Origin of the sequence: Streptomyces venezuelae (genome assembly GCF_008642295.1) — a bacterium.
Lineage (GTDB): Bacteria > Actinomycetota > Actinomycetes > Streptomycetales > Streptomycetaceae > Streptomyces > Streptomyces venezuelae_C.
Window position 1 is genome coordinate 4,084,378 of sequence record NZ_CP029190.1, and the last position, 26,276, is coordinate 4,110,653.

General features: G+C 72.7%; 24 protein-coding genes and 1 pseudogene. 14 read left to right on the top strand and 11 right to left on the bottom strand.

The features are described from left to right. Nucleotides 1–41: 41 nt before the first annotated feature. Nucleotides 42–1,901, bottom strand: a complete 1,860-nt coding sequence (locus tag DEJ50_RS18155; RefSeq protein ID WP_150209028.1) for a phosphatidylglycerol lysyltransferase domain-containing protein — start codon at nucleotides 1,899–1,901, stop codon at nucleotides 42–44. Between the two features lie 149 nt (nucleotides 1,902–2,050). Between DEJ50_RS18155 and DEJ50_RS18160 the strand changes: the two genes are divergently transcribed. After that, nucleotides 2,051–3,160 (top strand): alpha/beta hydrolase, encoded by a 1,110-nt coding sequence (locus DEJ50_RS18160; RefSeq protein ID WP_150209029.1) that lies wholly within the window; start codon nucleotides 2,051–2,053, stop codon nucleotides 3,158–3,160. A gap of 8 nt (nucleotides 3,161–3,168) precedes the next feature. Here DEJ50_RS18160 and DEJ50_RS18165 read toward each other — a convergent pair whose 3' ends face one another. Next, complete coding sequence (locus DEJ50_RS18165) at nucleotides 3,169–4,146, bottom strand: ABC transporter ATP-binding protein (RefSeq protein WP_150209030.1); 978 nt, start codon at nucleotides 4,144–4,146, stop codon at nucleotides 3,169–3,171. A gap of 133 nt (nucleotides 4,147–4,279) precedes the next feature. On the opposite strand from DEJ50_RS18165, the pseudogene DEJ50_RS18170 reads away from it, so the two are divergent. The 4 genes and pseudogenes from DEJ50_RS18170 (at nucleotide 4,280) to DEJ50_RS18185 (ending at nucleotide 7,793) form a co-directional block, all read left to right on the top strand. Beyond that, nucleotides 4,280–5,070: pseudogene (locus DEJ50_RS18170) on the top strand (ABC transporter permease). Further along, nucleotides 4,968–5,651: an ABC transporter permease gene (locus DEJ50_RS18175; protein WP_150209032.1), complete on the top strand. Its 684-nt coding sequence runs from the start codon at nucleotides 4,968–4,970 to the stop codon at nucleotides 5,649–5,651. Before DEJ50_RS18170 ends, DEJ50_RS18175 begins: the two are co-directional and overlap by 103 nt. Before the next feature lie 13 nt (nucleotides 5,652–5,664). Further along, the gene (locus tag DEJ50_RS18180; protein WP_150209033.1) at nucleotides 5,665–6,663 is read left to right on the top strand and encodes an ABC transporter substrate-binding protein; all 999 of its coding nucleotides are present in this window, start codon (nucleotides 5,665–5,667) and stop codon (nucleotides 6,661–6,663) included. A gap of 95 nt (nucleotides 6,664–6,758) precedes the next feature. Continuing rightward, nucleotides 6,759–7,793 (top strand): hypothetical protein, encoded by a 1,035-nt coding sequence (locus DEJ50_RS18185; RefSeq protein ID WP_150209034.1) that lies wholly within the window; start codon nucleotides 6,759–6,761, stop codon nucleotides 7,791–7,793. Nucleotides 7,794–7,876: 83 nt separating this feature from the next. Here DEJ50_RS18185 and DEJ50_RS18190 read toward each other — a convergent pair whose 3' ends face one another. Together DEJ50_RS18190 and DEJ50_RS18195 are read right to left on the bottom strand one after the other, a co-directional pair. Next, nucleotides 7,877–8,728, bottom strand: a complete 852-nt coding sequence (locus tag DEJ50_RS18190) for an arylamine N-acetyltransferase family protein (protein ID WP_150209035.1) — start codon at nucleotides 8,726–8,728, stop codon at nucleotides 7,877–7,879. 68 nt (nucleotides 8,729–8,796) lie between these two features. After that, on the bottom strand, nucleotides 8,797–9,939 hold the full coding sequence (locus tag DEJ50_RS18195) for an NADH-quinone oxidoreductase subunit D (protein ID WP_150209036.1): 1,143 nt from the start codon (nucleotides 9,937–9,939) through the stop codon (nucleotides 8,797–8,799). A gap of 80 nt (nucleotides 9,940–10,019) precedes the next feature. Between DEJ50_RS18195 and DEJ50_RS18200 the strand changes: the two genes are divergently transcribed. Together DEJ50_RS18200 and DEJ50_RS18205 are read left to right on the top strand one after the other, a co-directional pair. After that, nucleotides 10,020–10,538 (top strand): PH domain-containing protein, encoded by a 519-nt coding sequence (locus tag DEJ50_RS18200; protein ID WP_150209037.1) that lies wholly within the window; start codon nucleotides 10,020–10,022, stop codon nucleotides 10,536–10,538. Beyond that, entirely contained in the window at nucleotides 10,535–11,938 is a 1,404-nt protein-coding gene (locus DEJ50_RS18205; RefSeq protein WP_190344559.1) for a PH domain-containing protein, read from the top strand. Before DEJ50_RS18200 ends, DEJ50_RS18205 begins: the two co-directional genes overlap by 4 nt. 39 nt (nucleotides 11,939–11,977) lie before the next feature. Here the strand turns inward: DEJ50_RS18205 and DEJ50_RS18210 are convergent, their stop codons facing one another. Beyond that, complete coding sequence (locus DEJ50_RS18210) at nucleotides 11,978–12,655, bottom strand: response regulator transcription factor (RefSeq protein ID WP_150209038.1); 678 nt, start codon at nucleotides 12,653–12,655, stop codon at nucleotides 11,978–11,980. Between the two features lie 23 nt (nucleotides 12,656–12,678). After that, nucleotides 12,679–13,887 carry a sensor histidine kinase gene (locus tag DEJ50_RS18215; RefSeq protein ID WP_150209039.1) on the bottom strand — a complete coding sequence of 403 codons (1,209 nt, stop codon included), beginning with the start codon at nucleotides 13,885–13,887 and terminating at the stop codon, nucleotides 12,679–12,681. A gap of 107 nt (nucleotides 13,888–13,994) precedes the next feature. Here DEJ50_RS18215 and DEJ50_RS18220 point away from each other — a divergent pair, with 107 nt between their 5' ends. Beyond that, nucleotides 13,995–15,134 carry an SAM-dependent methyltransferase gene (locus DEJ50_RS18220; RefSeq protein WP_150209040.1) on the top strand — a complete coding sequence of 380 codons (1,140 nt, stop codon included), beginning with the start codon at nucleotides 13,995–13,997 and terminating at the stop codon, nucleotides 15,132–15,134. A 218-nt stretch (nucleotides 15,135–15,352) separates the two neighbouring features. On the opposite strand, the gene DEJ50_RS18225 is transcribed toward DEJ50_RS18220, so the two are convergent. Next, nucleotides 15,353–16,903 (bottom strand): M28 family metallopeptidase, encoded by a 1,551-nt coding sequence (locus DEJ50_RS18225; RefSeq protein ID WP_150209041.1) that lies wholly within the window; start codon nucleotides 16,901–16,903, stop codon nucleotides 15,353–15,355. Between the two features lie 215 nt (nucleotides 16,904–17,118). Beyond that, the gene (locus DEJ50_RS18230; protein ID WP_150209042.1) at nucleotides 17,119–18,243 is read right to left on the bottom strand and encodes a DUF5937 family protein; all 1,125 of its coding nucleotides are present in this window, start codon (nucleotides 18,241–18,243) and stop codon (nucleotides 17,119–17,121) included. A gap of 150 nt (nucleotides 18,244–18,393) precedes the next feature. Between DEJ50_RS18230 and DEJ50_RS18235 the strand changes: the two genes are divergently transcribed. After that, nucleotides 18,394–18,597, top strand: a complete 204-nt coding sequence (locus DEJ50_RS18235) for a hypothetical protein (RefSeq protein ID WP_150209043.1) — start codon at nucleotides 18,394–18,396, stop codon at nucleotides 18,595–18,597. A gap of 44 nt (nucleotides 18,598–18,641) precedes the next feature. On the opposite strand, the gene DEJ50_RS18240 is transcribed toward DEJ50_RS18235, so the two are convergent. Further along, on the bottom strand, nucleotides 18,642–19,766 hold the full coding sequence (locus DEJ50_RS18240) for a threonine aldolase family protein (RefSeq protein WP_150209044.1): 1,125 nt from the start codon (nucleotides 19,764–19,766) through the stop codon (nucleotides 18,642–18,644). A gap of 192 nt (nucleotides 19,767–19,958) precedes the next feature. On the opposite strand from DEJ50_RS18240, the gene DEJ50_RS18245 reads away from it, so the two are divergent. Genes DEJ50_RS18245 through DEJ50_RS18265 form a run of 5 tightly spaced genes read left to right on the top strand, consistent with a single transcriptional unit; the run spans nucleotide 19,959 to nucleotide 25,505 of the window. After that, entirely contained in the window at nucleotides 19,959–20,927 is a 969-nt protein-coding gene (locus DEJ50_RS18245) for a Rossmann-like and DUF2520 domain-containing protein (protein WP_150209045.1), read from the top strand. Next, a complete protein-coding gene (gene panC, locus DEJ50_RS18250; protein ID WP_150209046.1) occupies nucleotides 20,924–21,916 on the top strand; it encodes a pantoate--beta-alanine ligase in 993 nt (330 codons plus the stop codon). The genes DEJ50_RS18245 and panC overlap by 4 nt, the downstream gene beginning before the upstream one ends. Continuing rightward, nucleotides 21,913–23,679 (top strand): L-aspartate oxidase, encoded by a 1,767-nt coding sequence (locus tag DEJ50_RS18255; protein ID WP_150209047.1) that lies wholly within the window; start codon nucleotides 21,913–21,915, stop codon nucleotides 23,677–23,679. Before panC ends, DEJ50_RS18255 begins: the two co-directional genes overlap by 4 nt. Before the next feature lie 2 nt (nucleotides 23,680–23,681). Beyond that, nucleotides 23,682–24,692 carry a carboxylating nicotinate-nucleotide diphosphorylase gene (nadC, locus tag DEJ50_RS18260; protein ID WP_150209048.1) on the top strand — a complete coding sequence of 337 codons (1,011 nt, stop codon included), beginning with the start codon at nucleotides 23,682–23,684 and terminating at the stop codon, nucleotides 24,690–24,692. A gap of 3 nt (nucleotides 24,693–24,695) precedes the next feature. Next, nucleotides 24,696–25,505 (top strand): type III pantothenate kinase, encoded by an 810-nt coding sequence (locus DEJ50_RS18265; protein ID WP_150209049.1) that lies wholly within the window; start codon nucleotides 24,696–24,698, stop codon nucleotides 25,503–25,505. Between the two features lie 109 nt (nucleotides 25,506–25,614). On the opposite strand, the gene DEJ50_RS18270 is transcribed toward DEJ50_RS18265, so the two are convergent. After that, nucleotides 25,615–25,926 carry a hypothetical protein gene (locus DEJ50_RS18270; RefSeq protein ID WP_150209050.1) on the bottom strand — a complete coding sequence of 104 codons (312 nt, stop codon included), beginning with the start codon at nucleotides 25,924–25,926 and terminating at the stop codon, nucleotides 25,615–25,617. 4 nt (nucleotides 25,927–25,930) lie between these two features. Further along, nucleotides 25,931–26,173, bottom strand: coding sequence for a hypothetical protein (locus DEJ50_RS18275; protein WP_150209051.1), 243 nt, complete (start codon nucleotides 26,171–26,173; stop codon nucleotides 25,931–25,933). Between the last annotated feature and the right edge of the window lie 103 nt (nucleotides 26,174–26,276).

Here is a 26,276-nt window from a genome sequence, read left to right on the forward strand (position 1 = left end):
CCGCGGGCACCTGCCCACGGACACCGGCCGGCAGGCACCGGTCAGGCGGCGCGCACCTCGCGCTCGGGCTGGGCGGTGGACAGGGCGGTCAGCTGGTGGGTGCGGTGGGCGCAGGTGCGGACCGGCTTGGGCCGACGGCGGGCGGCGAACAGGCGGGGCAGCGCCAGGGTCACGAATCCCTCGGCCTGCATGGCGGCGAAGCCGATGCGGGGCAGGTCGCGGGTGGTGCGGAAGACCACGAACCGGGGCTCCCAGCGGGGCTGGAACTTGGCGTTGAACTTGTAGAGCGATTCGATCTGGAACCAGCGGGAGAGGAAGACCAGCAGTCCGCGCCAGGCGCGCAGGACGGGTCCGGCGCCGATCTTCTCGCCGCGGGCCAGGGCCGAGCGGAACATCGCGAAGTTGAGCGAGACCTTTTCGATCTTGAGGTCGGGGCAGGCCTGCAGGGCGGCCACGATCAGCAGTTCGTTCATGCCGGGGTCGGCGGCGCGGTCGCGGCGCATCAGGTCCAGGGACATGCCGTCGGGGCCCCAGGGGACGAAGTGGAGGACGGCTTTGAGGTCGCCGAAGGGGCTGGTGTCGCCCTCCTCCGTCCGGTGGGCGGTGGCGATCACGCAGTCGCCGTCGCCGGGGTCGCCGACCCGGCCCAGGGCCATGGAGAAGCCGCGCTCGGTGTCGGTGCCGCGCCAGGCGTCGGAGGCGCCGCGTACGGCGTCCAGCTCGGCCTCGGTGAGCTCGCTGACCCGGCGGACCTTGGTGGTGTAGCCGTTGCGCTCGATGCGCTTGACCATCTGGCGGACGTTGCGCATGGCACGGCCGGAGAGGGAGAAGTCCTTGGTGTCGACGATGGCCTCGTCGCCGAGTTCCAGTGCGTCCAGGCCGGTCTCGCGGGTCCAGACCTCGCCGCCGGTCTCGCTGCAGCCCATCACGGCGGGGGTCCAGGAGTGGATCCGGGCTTCCGCCATGAACCGCTCGATGGCGCCGGGCCAGGCCTCGACGTCGCCGATCGGGTCGCCGGAGGCGAGCATCACGCCGGAGACCACCCGGTAGGTGACGGCGGCCTTGCCGCTGGGGGAGAAGACGACGGCCTTGTCGCGGCGGAGCGCGAAGTGGCCGAGGGAGTCGCGGCCACCGTGCCGGGCCAGCAGCTCGCGCAGCTTGTCCTCGTCCTCGGAGGTCAGCCGGGCGGCCGGGTGCTCGGGGCGGAAGGCCAGGTAGATGGTGGTGAGGGCGGTCAGCATGCCGAGGGCGCCGAGCGAGTAGCCGACGGTCCAGGACACCCGTCCGTAGTAGTCCATCGGGCCCTCGAAGCCGAAGAGCCCGTAGATCACGTGCTGGATCTGCTCGTACAGTCCCGGGTCGCCCTTGAGCCGGCCGGGGTGGGAGTTGACGATGACCAGGCCCAGGCCGATGGAGCCGGCGCTCATCAGGACGAAGTTGGCCAGTGCCTTCCAGCGGCTGCGCGGGTCGGGCAGGGCCTTGAACTCGTTCTGGTGGCGCAGCAGCAGGGCGAGCAGGGCCGCAGCGATCACTACGCCGATGACCGAGTGGCGGTAGGTGAACTGGGCGACGGCGCCGGCCGGCAGCAGGACGACCGCGGCCCGCCAGGCGCGCCGCTTGCGGCGCTTGAGGCCGTGGGCGAGGAGCAGCAGCAGGACGCCCGCGCTGATGGCGAGGGCGGCGGCGAAGGGGCCGACGGACCCGGGCAGCACCTCGGTGACCGCGTGGATCCGGCTGTGCCGGAACCGTGGGAAGACCCCCGCGGCGATGTCGAGGAGACCTACGACGGTGACGGCCGTGCCGACGAGGCCGGGGACAGACTCCGGTCGTGGGCCGTGGAGCATCCGCCGGATGCGGTTCGGAACCTGACCGGACTTATCGGCATCTATCCTGCTGGACATCGCTTCCCGTTGCTCCGAGAGAGATCAAGTGGCCGAAGGCTGCGACCGCCTCCGGAGTGTGCGTCCCTTAGGACGGCGTCAAGGGGCGGCGGGTTCACTCTCGCTCCGGAAACTTTCGACCTGTCCTCCAGAAAGTCGGCTTACTCCTCATGGGTCTCACCAGTAATACGGTTCTGGTCCTGGCCATCGTCGCCGGTGTGCTGCTCTTCGCGGCGACCGTCTGGCTCTGGCCGCGCCTGGCGGGCCGCACCTGGCGTGCGGTCACCGGCCGCGTCGGACTGCTGCTCGCGACCCAGCTGGCGCTGTTCTCGGCGGTCGGGCTGGCCGCCAACAAGTCCTTCCTGTTCTACGGCTCCTGGGCCGACCTGTTCGGGCAGCAGACCGGGATGGGCAAGGTCGTCGACCACTCGATGAGCAGCCGGGACGTCAAGGTCGTCGACAAGCAGCAGCTGGACGTTCCGGGCGGTGACCGGCCGGCCGTGGGCGGGCAGATCCTGAAGGTCGCCATATCGGGGCAGAAGTCGAAGATCGACAGCCCGGGGTACGTGTACCTGCCGCCGGAGTACTTCCAGCCGCAGTACGAGGACAAGAACTTCCCCGCCTCGATCGTGCTGACCGGCTACCCGGGCACCGCCGAGAACCTGATCAAAGGGCTGAACTACCCGATGACGGCCTTCAAGCAGGCCAAGGCGGGCAAGATGAAGCCGATGATCCTGGTCATGCTGCGGCCGACGGTGGCCCCGCCGCGGGACACCGAGTGCGTGGACATACCGGGCGGCCCGCAGACCGAGACCTTCTTCGCACAGGACCTGCCGCAGGCCATCAAGGACACCTTCCGGGTCGGTGACAAGGCGCAGAACATGGGCTTCATCGGCAACTCCACCGGTGGCTACTGCGCCCTGAAGATGGCCGTCCACTACCCGCAGACCTTCGGGGCGGGGGCCGGTTTGTCCGCGTACTACGAGGCCCCCAGCGACGCCACGACCGGCGATCTGTTCCACGGCGACAACAAGCTGAAGAAGCGGGCCGACATCCTGCACAGCCTGAAGAACAAGCAGCCCTCGGGTACGTCCTTCCTGGTCACCAGCAGTGAGCAGGGCGAGGGCAACCTCGGGGACACCAAGAAGTTCATCCAGTCGGTCAAGGGCCCGGACCGGGTCTCCTCGATCATCCTCGACAGCGGCGGCCACAACTTCAACACCTGGCGCCGGGAGATCCCCCCGATGCTGGAGTGGATGAGCGGGCGCATCCAGGCCTGACCGGCCGGTCAGCCGTCCTGGGGCCGGTCCCGGCGCAGCGCCCGGTGCACCCCTTCCGCGGTGAGGACGCCGGCCGGCTCGCCGGAGTCCGGATCGGTGACCCCGATCCGGCCCGAGTCCTCCTGGAGCAGCAGCGCGAGCGCCTCCCGCAGCGAGGCGCCCAGCGGTACCGAGGCGGCCGGCGGGGTGCCGTGGGCCGCCGTCAGGTCGGCCGCCTCCAGGTCGGCCGCCTCCACCGGGGTCACCGCGAGCCGCTTCAGGCTCCGGTCGGCGCCGACGAAGCCGGCCACGTACGCATTGGCGGGCGCGGCCAGTACGGTCGCCGGGGCGGCGAACTGCTCGATGGTGCCGTGCCCGTAGACCGCGATCCGGTCGCCGAGCCGGACCGCCTCCTCCAGGTCGTGCGTGACCAGCAGGATGGTCTTCCGCACCGACTTCTGCAGGGCCAGGAACTCGTTCTGCAGGCGCTCGCGGACCACCGGGTCCACCGCCCCGAAGGGCTCGTCCATCAGCAGGACCGGCGGATCGGCGGCGAGCGCCCGGGCGACCCCGACCCGCTGGCGCTGCCCGCCGGACAGCTGTTCCGGGTACCGGCCGCCGTAGACCGCCGGGTCCAGGCCGACGAGTTCGAGCAGTTCGGCGGCGCGGGCCCGGGCCTTGGCCTTGGGGGCGCCGAGCAGCTGCGGCACGGTCGCGGTGTTCTCCAGGACCGTCTTGTGCGGGAACAGTCCGACCTGCTGGATGACATAGCCGATCCGGCGGCGCAGTTCGACGGGGTCGGCCGCGGCGATGTCCTGGCCGTCCAGCAGGATCCGGCCCCCGGTGGGCTCGATCAGCCGGTTGACCATCTTCATGGTGGTCGTCTTGCCGCAGCCCGACGGCCCCACCAAAGTGACCAGTTCGCCCTCCGCCACCTCGAAGGAGAGGTCGGCGACGGCGGTCGTCCCATCGGGGTAGCGCTTGGTCACGTGCTCGAATCGGATCACTGCGCCATCCTCCCTTACCGGTGCAAGCGTTTTGTAAAGGGAGCGTTGCCCGGTTGCGAAGGATTCCGGCCAACGTCACCTCCTGGGGTTAGGGTCGCTACTGAACACGGGTTCGGTGACGGGGGGTGAAGGTGTGGCGGCAGCGAACTGCCTGGTGGCGAACGACTGGATCTGCTGGGAGTACCTCCGCAGCCGGAGCCAGGAGCTGACCGACGCCACCCTCCAGCACATCGGGATCACCCTGCTCGCGGTGTCCATCGGGGTGCTCGTCTCGGTGCCGCTGGCCCTGCTGGCCCGCCGTGGCCGCCGGTACGCGGCCCCGGTGCTGGGCGTCTCCACCGTGCTCTACACGATCCCCTCGCTGGCCATGTTCTCCCTGCTGCTCCCGCTGTTCGGGCTGTCGGCGGCCACCGCGCTGGTGGTGACCGGCCTGGTGCTCTACTCGCTCACCATCCTGGTCCGCAATGCGCTGGCCGGGCTGGAGGCCGTACCGGAGGAGGTCCGGGAGGCCGCGCGCGGTATGGGATACGGGCCGGGGCGGCTGTTCTGGCAGGTGGAGCTGCCGCTGGTACTGCCGGCACTGCTGGCCGGGGTCCGGATCGCCACCGTGTCCACGGTGGCGCTGACCACGGTCGGTTCGATCGTCGGCAAGGGCGGGCTGGGCAATCTGCTGGCCCCCGCGGTGGACAGCTCCTTCAAAGCCCAGGTGCTCACGGCCTCGGTCCTGTGCGTGCTGCTCGCCCTGGTCGCCGATCTGCTGCTGCTCGGGCTCCAGCGGGTGCTGACGCCGTGGACCCGCGTCGCGAAGGGGGCCTGAGGACATGGGCGGGGCGTGGGGCGGCACCTGGGACTGGCTCACGGACGGGGCCAACTGGGCCGGCGAGAACGGGGTCTGGCATCGGCTCGCGGAGCATGCGTACGTGAGCGGGCTGGCCCTGGCCATCGCCTGCGCGGTGGCCCTGCCGGTCGGCCTGTACCTGGGGCACCTCGGCAAGGGGGGTGCGCTCGCCGTCAACGTCTCCAACGTGGGCCGGGCGGTCCCGGTCTTTGCGGTGCTGGCCCTGTTCATGGTCTCCCCGCTGCGCAACTCCGGCTATGCGCCCACGGTGACGGCGCTGGTCCTGTTCGCCATCCCGCCGCTGCTGACCAATGCGTACGTCGGCATGCGCGAGGTGGACCGCTCGGTGGTCGAGGCCGCCCGGGGGATGGGCATGTCCGGCGGGCAGCTGTTCCTCCGGGTGGAACTGCCGCTGTCCCGCGGGCTGCTGATGACCGGGCTGCGGACCGCCGCCGTCCAGGTGGTCGCGACGGCCACGATCGCGGCCATGGTCGGCCAGGGCGGGCTGGGGCGGATCATCACCGCAGGCTTCAACACGTACAACACCCCGCAGGTCATCGCGGGGGCGCTGCTGGTGGCCCTGTTGGCGCTGCTGGTGGAGGGCGTCCTGCTGGCCGCCGACCGGCTGCTGTCGCCCGCCCGGCGCCGGCTTCCCCGAACGTCCTGAACGGAGACCCTGAATGCATCACAGCACGACCAAGGCCGGGCGCGTCCTCGGCGCTGCGCTGGGCGCCCTGGCCCTCGCCGTGTCGCTGACCGCCTGCGGCGGTGACAGCCTGGAGAAGGCGAAGGACGGCGGCGGCCCGGCGAGCGCCGGCGGGACCGGCGGGGCCAAGGGCAAGCTGGTGATCGGCGCGGCCGGGTTCACCGAGTCCAATGTGCTGGCCGAGCTGTACTCCCAGCTGCTGAAGGACGCCGGGTACGGCACCTCGATCACCACGGTCAAGAACCGCGAGCTGTACGAGCCGGCCCTGGAGAAGGGCGAGATCGACATCGTCCCGGAGTACGCGGCGACGCTCGCGGAGTTCCTCAATGCCAAGGTGAACGGGCCGAAGGCGCCGGAGGAGAAGCCGGTGGCCTCCGGCGATGTGGCGGCGACCACGGCCGCCCTGGAGAAGCTGGCGGCGCCGCTGGGCCTCAAGGCGCTGCCGGCGGGGCGGGCCGTCGATCAGAACGCCTTCGCGGTGAGCCGGGAATTCGCCGCCAAGAACAACCTGAAGACCCTTTCCGACCTCGGGAAATCCGGTCTGAAGGTGAAGATCGCGGCCGGTGACGAATGCGCGGTCCGCCCGTTCTGTGCACCCGGATTGAAGAAAACATACGGAATCGACGTTTCCGGCATTGATCCCAAGGGCGTCGGCACACCGCAGGCCAAGCAGGCGGTGAAGGACGGTGTCGACCAGCTGGTGCTGACCACCACCACGGACGCCACCCTGGACGGCTACGGCCTGGTCCTGCTGGAGGACGACAAGAAACTCCAGAACGCCGACAACGTCCTCCCGGTGGTGAATGCCAAGGACGCCGGCAGCCCGGAGGTCGCGACCGTGCTCGGCAAGCTCACCGATGCCCTGACCACGGCCGATCTCACCGAACTCAACCGCAAGGTGGATACCGAACGCGCCAAGCCGGCGGATGTGGCGAAGGCCTGGCTCCAGTCCAAGGGGCTGCTCGGGAACTGAAAAACCGGCGGTCGCGCTGCCGGGGGTAACCGCCTGGAAACAGATTTACCGGGCGGCTACCCCAACCGACCTCCACTCCCTGTAAATTTCGGGCCATGCCCCGTGGACGCCACCGCAATCCCGAACCCCTGCACCGGCTGCTCACGCCTTCGGCGGTCGCCGGTGTCTCCGTCACCACCGCCGTTGCAGCCTGGCTACCTGCAGAAACGTTGACGCTGAGACTGCTGGTGGCCGTCACGGCCGCCGCCGGCATCACCGGTGCCGTGCTCATGCGGTCCTGGGACCGGGCGGCCGGGCGGCGGGTCTCCGAACTCGCCCGCGACCGGGTCAAGGACGAGTGGCGGACCGAGGAGCGCATAGCCGAGCTGGAGTCCGACCTGGAGGAGGCCCGGGTGCTGCGCGCCAAGCTGGACGCCAAACTCCGGGCCAAGCGGGTCGAACTGGCGGGTCTGCGCAGCGAGCACGCCGCCCTGCTGCGGCGGTACGCCACGGCGGAGACCGAGCGGGCGAGCGCCCTGGAGGGCCGCCGGCTGCTGGCGATCGAGGCGGCCTCGCCGTCCTCCTCCGCCCCCAGGGAACTTCCGCCGGTCTCCGAGGAGCGCACGGCCGCGGGTGCCCCGACCCCGGTGGGCTACGCCCGGGCGAACGCGGCGCTGGCCGCGCTGGCGCGCCGGGGCGACCGCCCGTCGGCGGCCCCGGCCCGCCGGCTGGCCGCCACCGTGGCCCCGTACACGCCGCCCCGGCGCTCCGCCGCCCGGGTGGAGGGCGGGTTCGACTTCTTCGGCACCCAGGCCGCGGCCGGAACTGCTGCTTCGCAGGCCCGGGCGGCCATCGAGGCGGTCCAGCACGAGGATCTCGCCGATGTGGTGGGCGAGGAGGCGCTGGCCGCGCACAAGGCCGAGTCGACGGCCCGGGCGACCCGGGCAGGCCGGGCCGCGCTGCCCGCCGTGCCGGCCGCCCCTGCCGTGCCGGCTCCGGCCGGGGACTCCGCCCCGGAGGCCGCGGATGCCGCCGCCGGTGAGGCCGGGGAGGCCGGGGAGGCCGGGGATGCCGGCCAGGTCATCGATCTGACCGCGCACGACGAGACCGAGCCGATCGACGTGGCCCGGCTGCGAACCGCCATCTCCTGACGTCCGCGGCGGCCCCCGGCCCTGCTCGGGGTGGATACGAGGCGATCACCGGTCCAGGGCGGTGCCCGTCGGCTCGGCTCGGTTCAGGCTTTGGCGGCCTGCTCCGTCAGCCAGGCCTCGTGGGCCCGGGTCACCTTCGTCCAGAGTGCCGCCCGGTCGTCCGCGGTCAGATCGTCCAGCTCGCGCCCGAAGACGGTCGCGATGGCGTCGTAGAACTCCTCCGCGCCGGTCAGCTCGGTCTCGCTGGGGCCCTTGGCCCCGTCGATCCGGGTGAGCACCCGGCCCCGCAGCAGATCGATCCCCTCCGCATCGCGGCGCAGCAGGGTGAGGGTGCGGACGAAGGAGGAGTCCTCGGCGGTGGACAGCCGGAGGTGTTCGGCCTCGAAGTCCGCGATCACCGAGGGGGCGGCGCGGAAGTTCGTCACCGGGAACGGGCCGCCGGCACTCTGAAGGCTCCAGCCCGGCCCGTCCGGCCCGGTGAGCGGCTCCATCCGGTAGCCGAACTCGCCCTGCTCGTAGGAGCCTTCGAGGAGCGGCAGCGGATCGTACGGGCCGTCGCCCAGCCCGGCGTCGACGAAGTAGGGGGTGCCGTCGACCCGGACGACCAGCGCCATGTGGTTGCCGTTGACCTCGCGCGCGTCCAGGTCCTCGTACACGCCCCCGACGTGCCGGGTGACCTCGTAGCCCAGTGACTCCAGCAGCGCCGCGAAGGCGCCGTTGAGGTGGAAGCAGTAGCCGCCCCGGCCGGCCGCGATGCGGCGCGCCGACAGCTCCGGATCGATACCGGGGGGCCGGCCGAGCTGGATGTCGATGTTCTCGTACGGGATGCGCTCCAGGTGGGCGCGCTGCAGGGCGAACAGGGCCTCGGCGGAGGGCGTGCCGGGGTCGGATATGCCCAGCCGGCGGAGGTAGCCGGCGGATATGCCAGAGATCATGACTCAACCCTAGGCGTGGCAGGGCCGCGGGCGCCCGCAAACCGCCCTGATCCAGGGCGGATTCGGCGCTACTTGTCGATGTCGCCGACCACGAAGAACAGCGATCCGAGGATGGCCACCATGTCCGCGACCAGCTGGCCGGGCAGCAACTCGGTCAGCGCCTGGATGTTGTTGAAGGAGGCGGACCGCAGCTTCAGCCGGTACGGGGTCTTCTCGCCCTTCGAGACCAGGTAGTAGCCGTTGATGCCGAGCGGGTTCTCGGTCCAGGCGTAGGTGTGGCCCTCCGGCGCCTTCAGCACCTTGGGCAGCCGCTGGTTGACCGGGCCGGGCGGCAGCTCGGCCATCCGGTCCAGGCAGGCCACGGCGAGGTCGAGGGCGTTGTGGGTCTGGTCCAGCAGGCATTCGAAGCGGGCCAGGCAGTCGCCCTCGGTGCGGGTGACGACCTTGAGCACGTCCTGGAGCTCGCCGTAGGCCAGGTAGGGCTCGTCGCGGCGCAGGTCGAAGTCGACCCCGGAGGCGCGGGCGATCGGGCCGGACACCCCGTACGCGTGCACCGCCTCCGCCGACAGGACGCCGACCCCGCGGGTGCGTCCGCGGAAGATCTCGTTGCCGTGCACCAGCTTGTCGTACACGTCCATGCGGGTGCGGACGTCGGCGATGGCGGCGCGGGCCCGGCCGAGCCAGCCGGCCGGCAGGTCCTCCTTCAGGCCGCCCACGCGGTTGAACATGTAGTGCATCCGGCCGCCGGAGATCTCCTCCATGACGGCCTGGAGCTCCTCGCGCTCGCGGAACGCGTGGAAGATCGGGGTGATGCCGCCCAGTTCGAGCGGGTACGACCCGAGGAACATCAGGTGGTTCAGGACCCGGTTGAGCTCGGCGAGCAGGGTGCGCATCCACACCGCCCGCTCGGGGACCTCCATGCCGAGCATCCGCTCGACCGCCATGACCACGCCGAGCTCGTTGGAGAACGCGGACAGCCAGTCGTGGCGGTTCGCGAGCATGACGATCTGCCGGTAGTCGCGCGCCTCGAAGAGCTTCTCGGCCCCGCGGTGCATATAGCCGACGACGGGGTCGGCGCTGCTGATGCGCTCCCCGTCCAGGACGAGGCGCAGGCGCAGCACGCCGTGCGTGGAAGGGTGCTGGGGCCCGATGTTGAGCACCATGTCGGTGCTTTCCGCCGCGCCGCCGATACCGACCGTGGTCTCCGTCATGGCCGCATTGTCTCAGCCCGCCGCCCGATCTCGTCCTCTGGTCCCACAAGGCGGATCGTCCCGCGTCCTAGGGTTGAGACATGGACACGGGGACGAGCGCCGGGACGGGCGCGGGGGCTGCGGCGGGGACGCCGGCCGAACCGGAATGGGTGGGTCTGCCGGGCGGGCTGCTCTCGCTGCGCAGACTGCTGCTGGTGCTCTGGATGTCGGTGTTCGCGCTGGTCACCGGGGTGGTGCTGGGTGTGTGGGCGGGGCCGGGATGGGCATTGCTGGGGCTGTTCTGGGTCGCGGGGGCGGCCGTCGGCTGGGTGCTGACCGCCCGCAACTGGAGGTCCTGGCGGTACGCCGAGCGGGCCGACGACCTGCTGATCAGCCGGGGCGTGCTGTGGCACGAGCAGACGGTCGTCCCGTACGGCAGGATGCAGCTGGTTGAAGTCACCTCCGGCCCGCTGGAGCGGAAGTTCAAGCTGGCCTCGCTCCAGCTGCACACGGCCGCCGCGGCGACCGACGCCAAGATCCCCGGGCTGGACCCGGCCGAGGCGGAGCGGCTGCGGGACCGGCTGACCGCGCTCGGCGAGGCAAGGTCGGCGGGCCTGTGAGCACGCCGCCGCAGACCCCGCCGCCGCCCCCGGAGACCCCGGCCGCCGGTCCGGCCGCCGCCGGCCCGCCTGCCGCCGGCCCCGCGAACCCGCCGCTGCCGGAGCCGGCGCCGCGCGGGAACCGGCTGCACCCGCTCACCCCGTTGCGGCGGGCCTGGGTGCCGATCGGCGCGACGGCCGGTGTGGTGTTCCAGCAGGGCGACCGGGCCGGCGAGTGGATCGAGGAGGCCCGGTCCGCCCTCGGCCTGCTGATCATGGCCGCGCTGGTCCTGGCCGCCTGTCTCTACGGCTTCCTGAGCTGGTGGTTCACCTCCTACGCGGTCACCGACACCGAGCTGCGCATCCGGACCGGCCTGTTCTTCCGCCGCACCGCGCACATCCGCCTCGAACGCCTTCAGGCGGTGGACGTCACCCAGCCGCTGCTGGCCCGGTTCGCCGGGGTCGCCAAGCTCAAACTGGACGTCATCGGCGCCGAGGCCAAGGACGAGCTGGCCTACCTGGGCGAGCGGGAGGCCCGCGCGCTGCGCGCCGAGCTGCTGGCCCGCGCGGCCGGCTTCGCGCCGGAGGAGGCGGTGGCCGTCGGCGAGGCCCCGGTGGCGGAGCTGCTCCGGGTTCCGGCCCGGCAGCTGGCCGTCTCCCTGCTGCTCAGCCTGGGCGTGTGGGCGGCGCTGCTGGCCGGGCTGATCGCCCCGGTGGTGGTGTGGTGGCTGAGCGCCAGCCTGTGGGCCTCCCTGGCGATCCTGCTGCCGGTGCTGGGCGGTGTGTGGGCCGGCACCGCCGGCCGCTTCCTCCACACGTTCGACTGGACGGTCGCCGAATCCCCGGACGGGCTGCGCCTGGACCACGGTCTGCTGGACCGGATCCACGAGACGGTCCCGCCGGGCCGGGTCCAGATGGTCCGGATCGTGGAACCGCTGCTGTGGCGGCGCCGCGACTGGGTCCGGGTGGAGCTGGCCGTGGCCGGCTCCGACAACGGCCTGCTGGTGCCGGTCGCGCCACGGGCGGCGGCGTACGAGGTGGTGGCCCGGGTGCTGCCCGGGGTGGATCTCGCCGCCCTGTCCTTCGAGCCCTCCCCGGACCACGGGTCCCGCTGGGTGGTCCCCTTCTGGTGGAAGGGCTACGGCCTGGCGGTCTCCCCGCAGGTGTTCGGGGCCCGGCACGGCCGGCTGTGCCGGCGCACCGAGGTCGTACCGCACGCGAAGGTGCAGAGCGTCCGGCTGCTCCAGGGGCCCTGGGAGCGGGCCCGCGGGGTGGCCGACGTCTGCGTGGAGACCGGGGCCAACGGCACGGTGACGGCCCGGCTGCGCCCGGCCGCGGAGGCCGCGGCCCTGCTGTGGGCGCAGGCGGACCGTTCCCGCACGGGCCGGGTGACGGCCCGCCCGGACCGCTGGATGACCTGAGCCGGGGGCGGTCGGCCGGGGGCGCTACGCCCGGGGCGGTTACCCCGCGCCGCCGCCGCCCGCGCGGACCATGCCCGTCTCGTACGCCAGGACCACCACCTGCACCCGGTCCCGCAGCCCCAGCTTCGTCAGGATGCGGCCCACATGCGTTTTGACGGTGGCCTCCGACAGGACCAGCCGGGCTGCGATCTCGCCGTTCGACAGGCCCTGCGCCACCAGCAGCATGACCTCGCGCTCCCGGTCCGTCAGCCGCTCCAGCTCCTTGTTCTGCGGCTCGGCCGTGGTCGTCGGCAGCATCGGGGCGAAACGGTCCAGCAGGCGCCGGGTGGTGGACGGGGCCACCACCGCATCACCGCTGTGCACGCTGCGGATCGCCGCCAGCAGCTCGGCCGGCGGCACGTCCTTCAGCATGAAACCGCTCGCGCCCGCCTTCAGACCGGAGAACGCGTACTCGTCCAGGTCGAAGGTGGTCAGGATGATCACCTTCGGGTGCTCCTCCGGCAGACAGATCCGCCGGGTCGCCTCCACCCCGTCGAGCCTGGGCATCCGGACGTCCATCAGCACCACGTCGACCTTGGTCGCCCGCAGTACCTCGATGGCCTCCAGGCCGTCGCCCGCCTCCGCGACGACCTCCATGTCCGGCTGGGCGGCGAGCACCATCCGGAACCCCGTGCGCAGCAGCACCTGATCGTCGACCAGCATCACTCGGATGGACATGCGTTGACTCGCCCTCATTCTTCTCAGTGTTGCTGCTTCTTCAGTGGCAGCAGCGCGCTGATCCGGAAGCCGCCGCCCGGCCGCGGGCCCGCGTCCAGGGTCCCGCCGACCATACCGACCCGTTCGCGCATGCCGATCAGCCCGTGCCCGGCGCCGTCGGCGCCGCCGTCCTCGTACAACTCGTGGGCCGCGCCCCGGCCGTCGTCCTCGACCAGCAGGCCGAGCCCGTCGTCGAAGTACACCAGCCGGACGCTGGCCCGGGCGTCCGGGCCGCCGTGCTTGCGCGTATTGGTCAGCGCCTCCTGCACGATCCGGTACGCCGTCAGCTCCACCCCGCTGGGCAGCTGCCGCGGTGCCCCCTCGACCGCGAAGTCCACCGTCAGCCCGGCCGCCCGCACCTGCTCGACCAGGACCTCGATCTGTTCCACGTCCGGCTGCGGCACATAGTCCTCGGACTCCTGGGGTTCGCCGGTGCGCAGCACGCCCAGCAGCCGGCGCATCTCGGCGAGGGCCTGGCGGCCGGTGCCGGAGATGGTCTGGAGGGCCTCCTTGGCCAGCTCGGGGGAGGCGTCCATGACATAGGCGGCGCCGTCCGCCTGCACCACCATCACCGACACGTTGTGCGCGACCACGTCGTGCAGCTCGCGGGCGATCCGGGCGCGCTCGGCGGCCACCGCCACCTGGGCCTGGGCCGCGCGCTCGTTTTCCAGCCGCTGGTTCCGCTCGACCAGCTGGGCGTAGTAGGCGCGGCGGGTGCGGACGGAGTCGCCGAGCACCCAGGACAGCGCGAACATCACCATCAGCATGACGATGGTGAAGATTTTTTCGCCGTGGGAGGAGTTGCTTCCGGTCAGCCCCCAGCGCAGCTGGGCCAGCACCGGGGCGGCGAGCCCCATCCCGAGGGCGGTGCGGGAGACCCAGCGGGGGACGTCGGCGGCGGCGACGGTGTAGATCACGATGAGCATCGCGAAGTTCGCGGGGTTCGGCAGGGAGCCGGTGAGCAGCTGGTACGCGCCGGTGCCGGCGGTGACCCAGAGCATCGGCACGGTCCACTTGCGGCGCAGGGCGACGGCGGCGGACAGCGCGATGACGGTGGGCAGGGCGGTCAGCCGCTCGCCCGTCGAGTCGTAGCCCCCGGCGACCTGCAGCATTCCGAGACCGAAGAGGACGACAGCCCAGAAGCTGTCGACGCCCGTCGGGTGTCTGCGGAGGAAGTCGTAGAGGCGTTGCACGTAACCCAGAGTAGGGAAAGGAGATAGGTGCTGGAGTCAACCACAGGTGCGATCCGTGGGACGGGGGAGTACTCCGCAAGGTGGAGGGCGAGCATAACCTTCGTGGGATGAGCACTGAGGGCACTGAGGGCACTGCGGGCACGGGTACTGAGGGACAGCCGTCGGCCGGGTGGCGGGCCGCCATGGAATCGGCGCTGTACGGGCCGGACGGGTTCTACGTGCGTGCGGGCGACGGCAGCGGGCCGGCCGGGCACTTCCGCACCTCCGTGCACGCGTCCCCGCTGTACGCCGGGGCGGTGGCGCGGCTGCTGCTCCGGGTCGACGAGCAGCTGGGCCGGCCCGCGGTGCTGGACCTGGTGGACATGGGCGCGGGCCGGGCGGAGCTGCTGACCGGGGTCCTCGCGGCGCTGCCGGCGGAGGTGGCCGGGCGGGTGCGGGCGTACGCGGTGGAGCGCGCGGCCCGGCCCGAGGGGCTGGACCCGCGGATCCGGTGGGTCCCCGAACCCCCCGCGGGAGCGGTGGGCCTGCTCTTCGCGAACGAGTGGCTGGACAACGTACCGCTGGACGTGGCGGAGGACGGCCGGTACGTGCTGGTCGGCCGGGACGGTACGGAGACCCCCGGCGGCCCGGTCACGGCCGCCGACCGGGACTGGCTGGACCGCTGGTGGCCGGGCCCGGGCCGGGCGGAGATCGGCCGTACGCGGGACGAGGCCTGGGCCGCGGCGGTGTGCTCCCTGGCCCGGGGCCTGGCGGTGGCGGTGGACTACGCGCACACCGCCGGCGCCAGGCCGGCCTGGGGCACGCTGACCGGCTTCCGCGCCGGCCGGGAGGTCCGGCCGGTCCCGGACGGCAGCTGCGATGTGACGGCCCATGTGGCGCTGGACGCCTGCGCCGCCGCCGGCTCGGCGGCCTTGCGGAAGCGCCCTTCGGGCGCCCCCGCGGCGGCCGGGCCCGTGCCGGGAGCCTCCGGTTCGGGCGTCCCCGTGCCGGGCGGCCCCGCGGCGGGCGTCTCCGCCGTGGACGGCGTCGCGTCCGGCGCGCCCGTGCTGCTGACCCAGCGCGAGGCCCTTGCCGCGCTCGGGGTTTCCGGCGCGCGTCCGCCGCTCGCCCTGGCCTCCGCCGACCCGGCGGCGTACGTCCGGGCCCTCGCCTCGGCCGGCGAGGCGGCCGAGCTCACCGCCCGGGGCGGGCTGGGGGACTTCCTCTGGCTCGCCCAGCCGGTCGGCCTCGCGGCGGCCTGGCCGTAGGGGCCTTCTCCCCGCCCCGCCCCTTCCCGTTACCGGGGCTCCGCCCCGGACCCGGTCCGGGGTCCGTCCGTCGTTCCCGGTCCACGGGCCGGTGGGGGCCGGCCGCGCAGTTCCCCGCGCCCCGCGCCCCTGGCACCCGCACCCTTCGGGAACATGAGGCGGCCCCCGCCGCAGGGGAGCAGGCGGGGGCCGCGTCGGTGGGGCGGGAGGTTACCGGGCTACTGCGTGACGTGGTCGTGGCCCTCGTGCAGGCCACCGCCACCGCCCGCCGACCCGTCGGTCGGCTGCGAGACCACCGGCTTCGACAGCGGAGCCAGGTCGAACGCGTAGTGGCCCACCGCGTCCGCGATGACGTCCACGTTGATGTCCAGCGCCTTCTGGTCGATGTTCGTGATGTCGTCGCCCTCGCCGTGGTAGTTCACGTCGTACGCGACACCCGCCTGGCCGCCGAACTTCGCGGCCTGAGCCTCCGTCTTGATGCCCTCCGCGCCGGTGAAGGTACCGCCCGACGGGATGCCCACCTCGATGAACGGCCCGTAGTCGGAGCGGCCGGAGAAGTCCGTGCCCTCGTGCGGGATCTTCTTCGAGTCGAGGAAGTCGGTGATGCCCTTCTCGATCTGCGCCGAGCCCTCCGGGCCGGGACCCGCGCCGACGCCGTCCGAGTCGTCACCGTCGTAGACGAAGTACGCCGCGTTCGGCGAGGCGATCATGTCGAAGTTCAGGTAGAGCTTGATCTGCTTCTTCTGCTCGTCCGTCAGCGAGGCGACGTACGCCTCCGATCCGAGCAGTCCGAACTCCTCGGCCGACCACCAGGCGAACTTGACCTTGTTCTTGATCTTGCCCTGGCTGGGTGCGAGGCGCTGTGCGACCTGCAGGATGCCCGCCGAGCCCGACCCGTTGTCGTTGATGCCGGGACCGTCCGCCACCGAGTCCAGGTGGGCGCCGAGGAACACCGTGTTGTTCGCGTCGCCGCCGCGGGTCTCCGCGACCACGTTGTACGTCTTGCGGTTCTCCCGCAGCTCACGGATGTCCAGGGTCACCTCGACCGGTCCGGCCGTGGCCTCGGCGGCCAGCTTCTCGCCCTCGGCCAGGGTGATGCCGCCGGTGGGCACCTTGCCCAGGGCCGGGTCGCCGATGGTCCCGTTGAGGGCTCCCTCGGTGTTGTTGTAGATGACCGCGCCGACGGCACCGGCCGCAGCCGCGTTCGTCTGCTTCGCCTCGAAGGTGCAGCCGCCCCGCTTGATCAGGGCGATCTTGCCGGTGAAGGCGCCGGCCGCGAAGTCGCCGGGCTGGCAGCCGTTGCTGCCGTCGGCGTCCACGGGGGCGACGGCGACCTGAGCGGTCACGCCGTCCTCCGGGCCGCTCGCCGTGTAGGTCATCAGCTTGATCGGGACGTCCCGTCCGGCCGATCCGTTCACGGTCAGCTTCTCCGCGAGCGTCTCCACGTACACGAAGTCGAACTCGTGGCGGGTGACCTTGTAGCCGGAAGCCCGCATCACGGCCTCGACGTACTTCGCCGACTGCTCGTGGCCCTTCGAACCGGCGACCCGGGTGCCGTTGTTGTAGTCGGCGATGGCCTGGAACACCTTGAGGTGGTTGTTGGCTCCCTTGCCGGTCGCCTCCTTCACCAGCTTCTTCGCCAGGGCGTCGCCGCGGGCGGCGTCACTCTGCGGGCTGGTGGCGGCGGCCGGTCCGGCGAGCAGCAGGGGGGAGACGAGGGCGGCGGCAGCCAGCGTGGCGGTGGCTACGGCTATACGGCGTGAGGGCATGGAGGTCCTTTCACGACAGGCAGGCAGTCTGCGGACATGCAGGAGCGGCAGCGCACTGTGTGGGGGGAGTGGTGGACGCACGTTAGACACCAAGGCGCCACTCTGACCAGAGTTTTCGCTGATTCCGGTTTATGAATTCCGTATATCGGTACGATGTCGTCGTATCGACACGGCCGTTCGCAGCGGCGGGGGGACCGGCAGGGGGACCGGCGGAGCTAGCGGAGTATGCCCTCGATGAAGTCCGAGCCGATCCGCGCAACTATGGACAGATCCAACTGGTGCTGGGCATAACGCCCCTGACGGCGGGTGTGCAGCAGCCCGGCCTTCTTCAGCACGGCCAGGTGCCGGGACACCTCCGGCGGGGTGATCCCATGGACGTTCGCCAGCTCGCTCGTCGTGTACGAGGCCCGGGCCAGGCTCCGGCACAGCATCATCCGCATCGGATGGGCCAGGGCCTCCATCCGCCGTTGCAGCAGCTCCACCGAGCCCGGCGCGGTGGCCAGTTCGGGGGAGCCGAGCGGGTAGTGCACCACCGGGCGCCAGCCGGGTGCGTGCAGCACCAGCAGATGCGGCCAGCCGAAGTGTGTGGGGACGAAGACCAGTCCGGCGCCGACGGCCGGATCGGTGGCGGTGGTCGACCCGTTGACCAGTTTGTCCGCGGTGATCCTGGTACCCGCCTCGTCCACGCTGAGCGCCGCCGAGACCTCCTTCAGCACCGCCGGCAGCCCCTTGCGGCGCAGCACCTGCGTCTTGTGCCGGACGTCGGCGGTCTGCTGCGGCTCGATCCGCCGCCACATCTCCGCGAAGAAGGCCGCCTCGCACTCCTCGATCAGGCGGCGCAGCCAGGCCCGCACGGCCGCGGTGTCGTCCAGCAGCCGGGTGGAGAACTCCAGCCGGCCGGGGCCGAGGGCGGCAGCCGCCTCCAGGGCCCTGGCGCGGGCGCCGGCATCCGTCAGCGGCGAGGGCCCGATGCCCTCGTTGTAGTGCACCGGCCAGGAGTGCTCCAGGGCGGCCGTCACGAACGTCTCGTCGTCCAGCCGGTCGAGTACGTCGAGCTCCTCGGCCAGCGTCGCCGCGGGCAGCCCGGTGCCGTCCGGGATCCTGGCGAAGGCCATGAAGATGTCGGCGAAGGAGCTCCGCCACAGGAAATCGCACTCCAGCAGCCGGTCCGCGAGGCACGGGTCGAGCGCGGCGGCGGTGGCGGCGGTCCAGGAGGCGAGCCCGGGGTGGTGGGCGGGCTGGGAGAGCGCGTGCAGGGCCATGCAGAGCTCCGCGAGCGGCGAGGGCGCGAAGGCGATCCGCTCCGCCGGGAGCCCGGCAATGTCGATGGTGACGCTCATTGCGCCATTCTGCCGGGGCCCGCGAGCCGGGCTCTTCCCGTCAGGGCCATCTGCGGGGCGGCCATCCGGGGCCGCGGTCGGCCCGCCCGTCGATTGACGGGGGCCGTCAACCGACGGGCGGGGGGTACGGGCCGGGTCCAGGGTGGATACATGACCGCGATCGAGCAGTACCTCATCGACACCTACCGGGCCGCCCAGCACGGCGATCCGCTGCCGCCGCCACCGGGCCGCGAGGACCTCGCGGTGCTGCGGCGGGCCCGCTCCTACGCACAGTGCCGCGCGGTGCTGGACGGCCGCCCGGCGGCCCACCCCTGGCGCGCCGCGCTGCACCGCCTGCGGCTGCACCGACCCTGACCCCGACCCGCCTCCGAGGCGGCGCCGACAGCCGGGCCGTGCGGCTACAGCCGGGCCGTGAACTCCGCCACGGCCGCCCGTACGTCCTCCGCCGTCCACGACAGCCCCGGCTCCGTCACCGTCACCTCGGTCACCGCCAGCCCCGGCGGACCGTCCGGCGACCACACCCGGAACAGCGCCGTGCCCGTCTCCTCCGCCTGCCGCACCGACGCCTCGGTCAGCCGGTCCGCGTCATAGGGCAGCCACACCTGGAACTGGTGGGTGTGCGGGACCTCCGGGTGCACCCTGAACCACGGCACCCCGGCCTCCGCGAACCCCGCCCCCAGCGCCTCCGCGACCCTGCGGGCCTGCGCCACGTACGACGGCAGCCTCGGCAGCTCCCGGTCCAGCCCGGCCAGCGCCGCCAGCGCCTGCGGGAACTGCTGGAAGATCTGCCCGCCGTACCGGTGCCGCCACACCCGGGTCTCCGCCACGAAGTCCCGCGGCCCGGCCAGCGCGGCTCCGCTCAGCCCGCCCAGCGACTTGTAGAAGGACACGTAGACGCTGTCCGCGAGCCCGGCGATCTCCGACAGGGGTCGCCCGAAGTGCACGGTGGTCTCCCACAGCCGCGCGCCGTCGAAGTGGACCACCGCCTCCCGCTCCCGGGCGGCCTCCACCAGCTCCTCCAGCTCCTCCCACGAGGGCAGCAGGAACCCCGCGTCCCGCAGCGGCAGCTCCACCATCAGCGTCCCGAAGGGCTCCGGGAGGTCCCGCACCTCCTCCGCCGTCGGCTGCCGCCGGCTGCGCGTCGGATGGGTGGTCCGCAGCCCCGACACCGCCGACAGCGCCCCGCCCTCCCACATCTCCGGATGGCTGAGCGGGTGCAGCGCCACCAGCGGGTTCCCGGTCCGGCCCGCCCAGCAGCGCAGGGCCACCTGCTGGGCCATCGTGCCGGACGGGAAGAACGCCGCGTCCTGGGTGCCCAGCAGCTCCGCCACCCGCCGCTCCAGGTCCGCGACCACCCCGTCGCCGTACAGGTCCACCGGCTGGTCCGGGTCGTAGTCCAGCCCGGTCAGCCGCTCCAGCAGCTCCCCGAGTCCGGGCTCGCGCACGCTCCGGCTCAGCGACCGCCGGGCCTTGCGCCAGGCCGCGGTCCACCGCTCCTGCTTGTTCGTGTCCTCGTCGCTCATGCCGCCGATCATCACTCGCCGGCGGCGCCGGGGGCGTGCCCTTTTCCCACCGAGGCCGCCGGGCCGCCCCGCCCGGGCCCCGCCCGCACCCCGCCCGCCCCGCCACGACAGGGGCCGCGCACACCCCAGGGGCTAGCATGGCGACGTATCGTCCGGTACCCCTCGCGGACTGGAACGGAAGGCCCTCCCCGCGTGAACGCAACACAGCAGGCCCGCCCTGCCCGGCTCACCGTCGGTGTCGTCGGCGCCGGCCGCGTCGGCCCCGCGCTGGCACGTGCCCTGCAACTGGCCGGACACCGGCCCGTCGCCGTGTCCGGAGTCTCCGACGCCTCCGTGCGCCGGGCCGCGGAGATGCTGCCCGGCGTACCGCTCGTACCGGCCGCCCAGGTGCTCGAACTGGCGGACCTGGTGCTCCTCACCGTCCCCGACGACGCACTGCCGCCGCTGGTGGCGGGCCTCGCCGAAACCGGCGCGGTCCGGCCCGGCCAGCTGCTCGTCCACACCTCCGGCCGGTACGGGACGGCCGTACTCGACCCCGCCCGCAGGGCCGGCGCCCTGCCACTGGCCCTGCACCCCGCGATGACCTTCACCGGGACCACGGTCGACGTGGACCGGCTGGCCGGCTGCTCCTTCGGGGTCACCGCCCCCGACGAGCTGCGGCTCGCCGCCGAGGCGCTGGTGATCGAGATGGGCGGGGAGCCCGAATGGATCGCGGAAGCCTCCCGCCCGCTCTACCACGCCGCCCTCGCGCTCGGCGCGAACCACCTGGTCACCCTGGTCGCCCAGGCCATGGAACTGCTCCGCACCGCCGGGGTCGAGCACCCCGACCGGATGCTCGGCCCGCTGCTCGGCGCAGCCCTCGACAACGCCCTGCGGTCCGGGGACGCCGCCCTGACCGGGCCGGTGGCCCGCGGTGATGCCGGGACCGTCGCCGCCCATGTCGCGGAACTGCGCAAGTTCGCCCCCGGCACCGTCGCCGGGTACCTCGCGATGGCTCGTACCACCGCCGACCGCGCCCTCGCCCAGGGCCTGCTCAAGCCCGAACTCGCCGAGGACCTGCTCGACGTCCTGGCGGACACCGCAGCGGACCGGCCGGACGGACCGGACGGGCCCGATGCCCCGCCCGGTACCGGCGGATCCCGAGGAGGGGACGGACGATGACCACCAAGCTGATCGGCACCGGCGAGGAGCTCCACACCCTGCCCCGGCACGGCCGCCGCGCCGTCGTGATGACCATGGGCGCCCTCCACGAGGGCCACGCCACCCTGGTCCGCGCCGCCCGAGAGCACGCCGGCCCCGACGGCCAGGTCGTGGTCACCGTCTTCGTCAACCCGCTCCAGTTCGGGGCCGGCGAGGACCTCGACCGCTACCCCCGCACCCTCGACGCCGACCTCCGGATCGCCGAGGACGCCGGCGCCGACGTGGTCTTCGCCCCCGCCGTCGACGAGGTCTACCCCGGCGGCTACCCGCAGGTACGGATCTCCGCCGGCCCCATGGGCACCCTGCTGGAAGGCGCCACCCGCCCCGGCCACTTCGACGGCATGCTCACCGTCGTCGCCAAGCTCCTCCACCTCACCCGCCCCGACACCGCCTTCTTCGGCCAGAAGGACGCCCAGCAACTCGCCCTGATCCGGCGCATGGTGACGGACCTCAACTTCCCCGTCGGGATCGTCGGCGTGCCCACCGTCCGGGAAACCGACGGGCTCGCCCTGTCCAGCCGCAACCGCTACCTGTCCGCCCCGGAGCGCCGTACCGCGCTGGCCCTCTCCCGGGCCCTGTTCGCCGGCCGCGACCGGCTCGCCGCACAGGCCGCGCTCGCCGCCCGCGCCGAGGCCACCGGCTCCACCGAGGCCCGGGCCACCGCCCTCGCCAAGCTCGGCGAAGCCCGCGCCTCCGCCGACGCGCACGCCGTCTCGGTGGCCGGCGCCGGACTCCCCGACGCCGTACGGGCCGCCGCCCGCGCCGTCCTCGACGACGCGGCCCGCGCCGACGTGCCCCTGGTCCTGGACTACCTCGCCCTCGTCGACCCCGCAGACTTCACCGAGATCCCGGCCGACTTCGCCGGCGAGGCCGTCCTGGCCGTCGCCGCGAAGGTCGGGACCACCCGGCTGATCGACAACATCCCATTGGAGTTCGGAGCACACGCGTGAGCACCTCGTCAGGCAGAGCCACCACCGGAGACGGCAGCGGGACCGGCATACGGCTGCACGCCCCGGCCCCCGGCTGGGCCCTCGGCGCCGACGTGGTGGTCGTCGGCTCCGGTGTCGCCGGCCTGACGGCCGCGCTGCGCTGCGCCGCCGCCGGCCGCCGTACCGTCGTGGTCACCAAGGCCCGGCTCGACGACGGATCCACCCGCTGGGCCCAGGGCGGCATCGCCGCCGCGCTCGGCGAGGGCGACACCCCCGAGCAGCACCTCGACGACACCCTGGTCGCGGGCGCCGGACTCTGCGACGAGGCCGCCGTACGCCTGCTCGTCACCGAAGGCCCCGGCGCGGTCCGCCGGCTGATCGCGACCGGCGCCGAGTTCGACCGGGACGCCGACACCGGCGAGATAGAGCTGACCCGGGAAGGCGGCCACCACCGCCGGCGCATCGCGCACGCCGGCGGCGACGCCACCGGCGCCGAGATCTCCCGGGCACTGGTCGAAGCCGTCCACGCGGCCGGCATCGAGACGGTCGAGAACGCGCTCGTCCTGGACCTGCTCCAGGACGCCGAAGGCCGCACCGCCGGAGTCACCCTGCACGTCATGGGCGAGGGCCAGCACGACGGCGTGGGCGCCGTCCACGCCCCCGCCGTGATCCTCGCGACCGGCGGCATGGGACAGGTCTTCTCCGCCACCACCAACCCGTCCGTCTCGACGGGAGACGGGGTGGCGCTGGCCCTGCGCGCCGGAGCCGAGGTCTCCGACCTGGAGTTCGTGCAGTTCCACCCGACCGTGCTGTTCCTCGGCCCGGACGCGGAAGGGCAGCAGCCGCTGGTCTCCGAGGCCGTGCGCGGCGAAGGCGCGTACCTGGTCGACGCGGACGGGGTCCGGTTCATGACCGGGCAGCACGAGCTCGCCGAGCTCGCCCCCCGCGACATCGTCGCCAAGGGCATCATGCGCCGCATGCAGGAGCAGGGCGCCCACCACATGTTCCTGGACGCCCGCCACTTCGGCCGCCAGATGTGGGAGCAGCGGTTCCCCACCATCCTCGCCGCCTGCCGTTCCCACGGCATCGACCCGGTCACCGAGCCGATCCCGGTCGCCCCCGCCGCGCACTACGCCAGCGGCGGCGTACGGACCGACCTGCGCGGACGCACCACCGTGCCCGGGCTCTACGCATGCGGCGAGGTCGCCTGCACCGGCGTCCACGGCGCCAACCGGCTCGCCTCCAACTCCCTGCTGGAAGGCCTGGTCTTCGCCGAGCGGATCGCCGAGGACATCGTCGCGGACGCGCCCGCCTCGGCCGGCCCCGGTGTCCCGGTGCCCTTCCGCGGCCCGCTGCTGCCCGCCGAGGCCCGCCTCGACATCCAGCGGATCATGACCCAGGGCGCGGGCGTGCTGCGCTCCGCCGACTCCCTGCGCGCCGCCGCCGACGCCCTCGACTCGCTGTACGCCGCCGCGCTCTACGACCTGGAGATGCACGGCAAGACCGCCGAACCCGGGGTGGACACCTGGGAGGCCACCAACCTGCTGTGCGTCGCCCGGGTCCTGGTCGCCGCGGCCCGCCGCCGCGAGGAGACCCGCGGCTGCCACTGGCGCGAGGACCACCCCGACCGCGAGGACACCACCTGGCGACGGCACCTCGTGGTACGCCTGTCCCGGACCGAGAAGCGCGCCCTGGTCGTGACCGAGACCGACACCGCGGACTTCCCGTCCGTGGACACGCCCCTCCGCACCCCCGTGCACCCCATCCTGAGCCAGGAGTCGTAACCGTGAGCACCTCCGAGCAGCACGAGCAGCACGAGCACCCCGAACTTCCGCTGGTCGACCAGAACGCCGAGGGCGGCGGCTGCGGCGACGACTGTGCCTGCGGCGGCGAGGAGTCCGGCCTCGACCCGGCCCTCGCCCAGCTCCTGGCGGACGCCGGCCTCGACCCGTACGAGGTCGAGGCGATCGCCGAGATGGCCGTCTCCGAGGACCTGGACGGCGGCGTGGACGTCACCACCGTCGCCACCGTGCCGGAGGACGCCACCGCCACCGCCGACTTCACGGCGCGGGAGGCCGGGGTCGTCGCCGGGCTGCGGATCGCCGAAGCCGTGTTCTCCGTCGTGTGCACCGACACCTTCGAGGTCGAGCGGCACGTGGAGGACGGCGACCGGGTCGAGGCCGGACAGGTGCTGCTGTCCGTGACCGGGCGCACCCGCGACCTGCTGACCGGAGAACGCAGCGCGCTCAACATCGTCTGCCGGCTGTCGGGCATCGCGACGGCCACCCGCCGGTGGGCCGATGCCCTCGACGGCACCGGCGCGAAGGTCCGGGACACCCGCAAGACCACCCCGGGGCTGCGCTCCCTGGAGAAGTACGCGGTCCGGTGCGGCGGCGGCGTCAACCACCGCATGTCGCTGGCGGACGCGGCGCTGGTGAAGGACAACCACGTGGTGGCGGCGGGCGGGGTCGCCCAGGCGTTCAAGGCCGTCCGGGCCGCCTTCCCGGACGTGCCGGTCGAGGTCGAGGTCGACACCCTGCACCAGTGCCGCGAGGCCATGGACGCGGGCGCCGACCTGATCCTGCTCGACAACTTCACCCCGATGGACACCGAGGAAGCGGTCATCCTCAACCGCGAGCACAACAAGGGGCGGGCGGTCCTGGAGTCCTCGGGCCGGCTGACCCTGGAGAACGCGCGGGCGTATGCGCAGACGGGCGTCGACTACCTGGCGGTGGGCGGGCTGACGCACTCCTCGCCGATCCTGGACATCGGCCTGGACCTGCGCGAGGCGGTGTAAGCGATGCTGCTGACCATCGACGTCGGCAACTCCCAGACCGTGCTGGGGCTGTTCGACGGACCCGAGATCATCGAGCACTGGCGGATCTCGACCGACCCGCGGCGCACCGCGGACGAACTGGCCGTGCTGATGCAGGGCCTGATGGGCATGCACCCGATGCTCGGCAGCGAGCTGGGCGATGGGATCCACGGGATCGCGATCTGCTCGACGGTGCCGTCCGTCCTGCACGAACTGCGCGAGGTCACCCGGCGGTACTACGGCGACGTGCCGGCGGTGCTGGTCGAGCCGGGCGTCAAGACGGGCGTGCCGATCCTGACCGACAACCCGAAGGAGGTCGGCTCGGACCGGATCATCAACGCGTGTGCGGCGGTGGAGCTGTACGGCGGGCCGGCCATCGTCGTCGACTTCGGGACGGCGACCACCTTCGACGCGGTGTCGGCGCGCGGCGAGTACGTGGGCGGGGTCATCGCCCCCGGCATCGAGATCTCGATGGAGGCGCTGGGGGTGCGCGGGGCGCAGCTCCGGAAGATCGAGCTGGCGCGCCCGCGGAACGTGATCGGCAAGTCGACGGTCGAGGCGATGCAGTCCGGTGTGGTGTACGGGTTCGCCGGGCAGGTCGACGGGGTCGTCACGCGGATGGCGAGGGAACTGGTCGGGCCGAACGGCGACCCGGACGATGTGCGGATCATCGCGACGGGCGGGCTGGCGCCGATGGTGCTGGGGGAGTCCGCGGTGATCGACGATCACGAGCCGTGGCTGACGCTGATCGGGCTGCGGCTGGTGTACGAGCGGAACGCACCGAACTTCGGCTGAGGCCCGAGGCCCGAGGCCCGAGGCCCTGGGAACGGCGTGTTGTACGAGGTCCGGAGGCGGGCCGCGCGAAGTGCTGCGCGGCCCGCCTCCGGCGTGACCGGGGCCCGGGTCAGACCGGAGGGCGGCCCGGGGTGGGGGTCGGGGGAGGGGACGGCAGTGGGGGGCCGGGGTTGGGCGGGGGCTCCGGATAGCCGGGGTTGCGGTGCTTCTCCATCGTGATCCTGGCCCAGGTCAGTCCGTAGACCCCCAGGGGCGGGAAGAGTTCGGTGCGGACCGGGTAGCCCTGCTCCGCGCAGGAGAGGCAGAGCAGGTCGCGGCTGGTGCCGGGCGGTGAGGTGCGTACCGCCTGGACCGGATCCCGCCAGCACGCTTCGCAGGTCACGACGTCCGTCGCGGTGGTGACGAACTCGGCTGTGATCACTCGTTCACCTCGAATCCTTGTCGATCTCGACCCACACCGTGTCGCCGTCGTGGGTGCGCAGATGGCCGTAGCGGGCCCCTTGGGAGAGTGCGCCGAGGATCGCCGCGTGCCTCGTCGCGGCGAGTTCTGCGGGGAGGTCCGCCTCGATCCGGATGCCGTCGACGGTGCTGACCAGCCTCGGTTCGGTGCCGGTCGCGGCGGCGAGCAGGGCGGCCAGGGCCGCGGCCTGGGTCTCGACGGAACGCACGGGGCCCCCTCGGGGTGAGCGATTGGTCGCTCATCGTAATGCTGAATGCTCAGCTTCAACCTGATGGGTTAGCTTGTCAACGTCGGGATAGACAGGGACAGGA

Excerpts from the sequence above, each read along its gene's own strand:
- DEJ50_RS18175 (WP_150209032.1), top strand. The coding sequence starts at position 4,968 with ATGGGCGGGGCGTGGGGCGGCACCTGGGACTGGCTCACGGACGGGGCC.
- DEJ50_RS18210 (WP_150209038.1), bottom strand. The coding sequence starts at position 12,655 with ATGTCCATCCGAGTGATGCTGGTCGACGATCAGGTGCTGCTGCGCACG.
- DEJ50_RS18220 (WP_150209040.1), top strand. The coding sequence starts at position 13,995 with ATGAGCACTGAGGGCACTGAGGGCACTGCGGGCACGGGTACTGAGGGA.
- DEJ50_RS18240 (WP_150209044.1), bottom strand. The coding sequence starts at position 19,766 with ATGAGCGACGAGGACACGAACAAGCAGGAGCGGTGGACCGCGGCCTGG.
- DEJ50_RS18155 (WP_150209028.1), bottom strand. The coding sequence starts at position 1,901 with ATGTCCAGCAGGATAGATGCCGATAAGTCCGGTCAGGTTCCGAACCGC.
- DEJ50_RS18235 (WP_150209043.1), top strand. The coding sequence starts at position 18,394 with ATGACCGCGATCGAGCAGTACCTCATCGACACCTACCGGGCCGCCCAG.
- DEJ50_RS18190 (WP_150209035.1), bottom strand. The coding sequence starts at position 8,728 with ATGATCTCTGGCATATCCGCCGGCTACCTCCGCCGGCTGGGCATATCC.
- DEJ50_RS18200 (WP_150209037.1), top strand. The coding sequence starts at position 10,020 with ATGGACACGGGGACGAGCGCCGGGACGGGCGCGGGGGCTGCGGCGGGG.
- DEJ50_RS18225 (WP_150209041.1), bottom strand. The coding sequence starts at position 16,903 with ATGCCCTCACGCCGTATAGCCGTAGCCACCGCCACGCTGGCTGCCGCC.
- DEJ50_RS18195 (WP_150209036.1), bottom strand. The coding sequence starts at position 9,939 with ATGACGGAGACCACGGTCGGTATCGGCGGCGCGGCGGAAAGCACCGAC.
- DEJ50_RS18185 (WP_150209034.1), top strand. The coding sequence starts at position 6,759 with ATGCCCCGTGGACGCCACCGCAATCCCGAACCCCTGCACCGGCTGCTC.
- DEJ50_RS18265 (WP_150209049.1), top strand. The coding sequence starts at position 24,696 with ATGCTGCTGACCATCGACGTCGGCAACTCCCAGACCGTGCTGGGGCTG.
- DEJ50_RS18180 (WP_150209033.1), top strand. The coding sequence starts at position 5,665 with ATGCATCACAGCACGACCAAGGCCGGGCGCGTCCTCGGCGCTGCGCTG.
- DEJ50_RS18230 (WP_150209042.1), bottom strand. The coding sequence starts at position 18,243 with ATGAGCGTCACCATCGACATTGCCGGGCTCCCGGCGGAGCGGATCGCC.
- panC (WP_150209046.1), top strand. The coding sequence starts at position 20,924 with ATGACCACCAAGCTGATCGGCACCGGCGAGGAGCTCCACACCCTGCCC.
- DEJ50_RS18160 (WP_150209029.1), top strand. The coding sequence starts at position 2,051 with ATGGGTCTCACCAGTAATACGGTTCTGGTCCTGGCCATCGTCGCCGGT.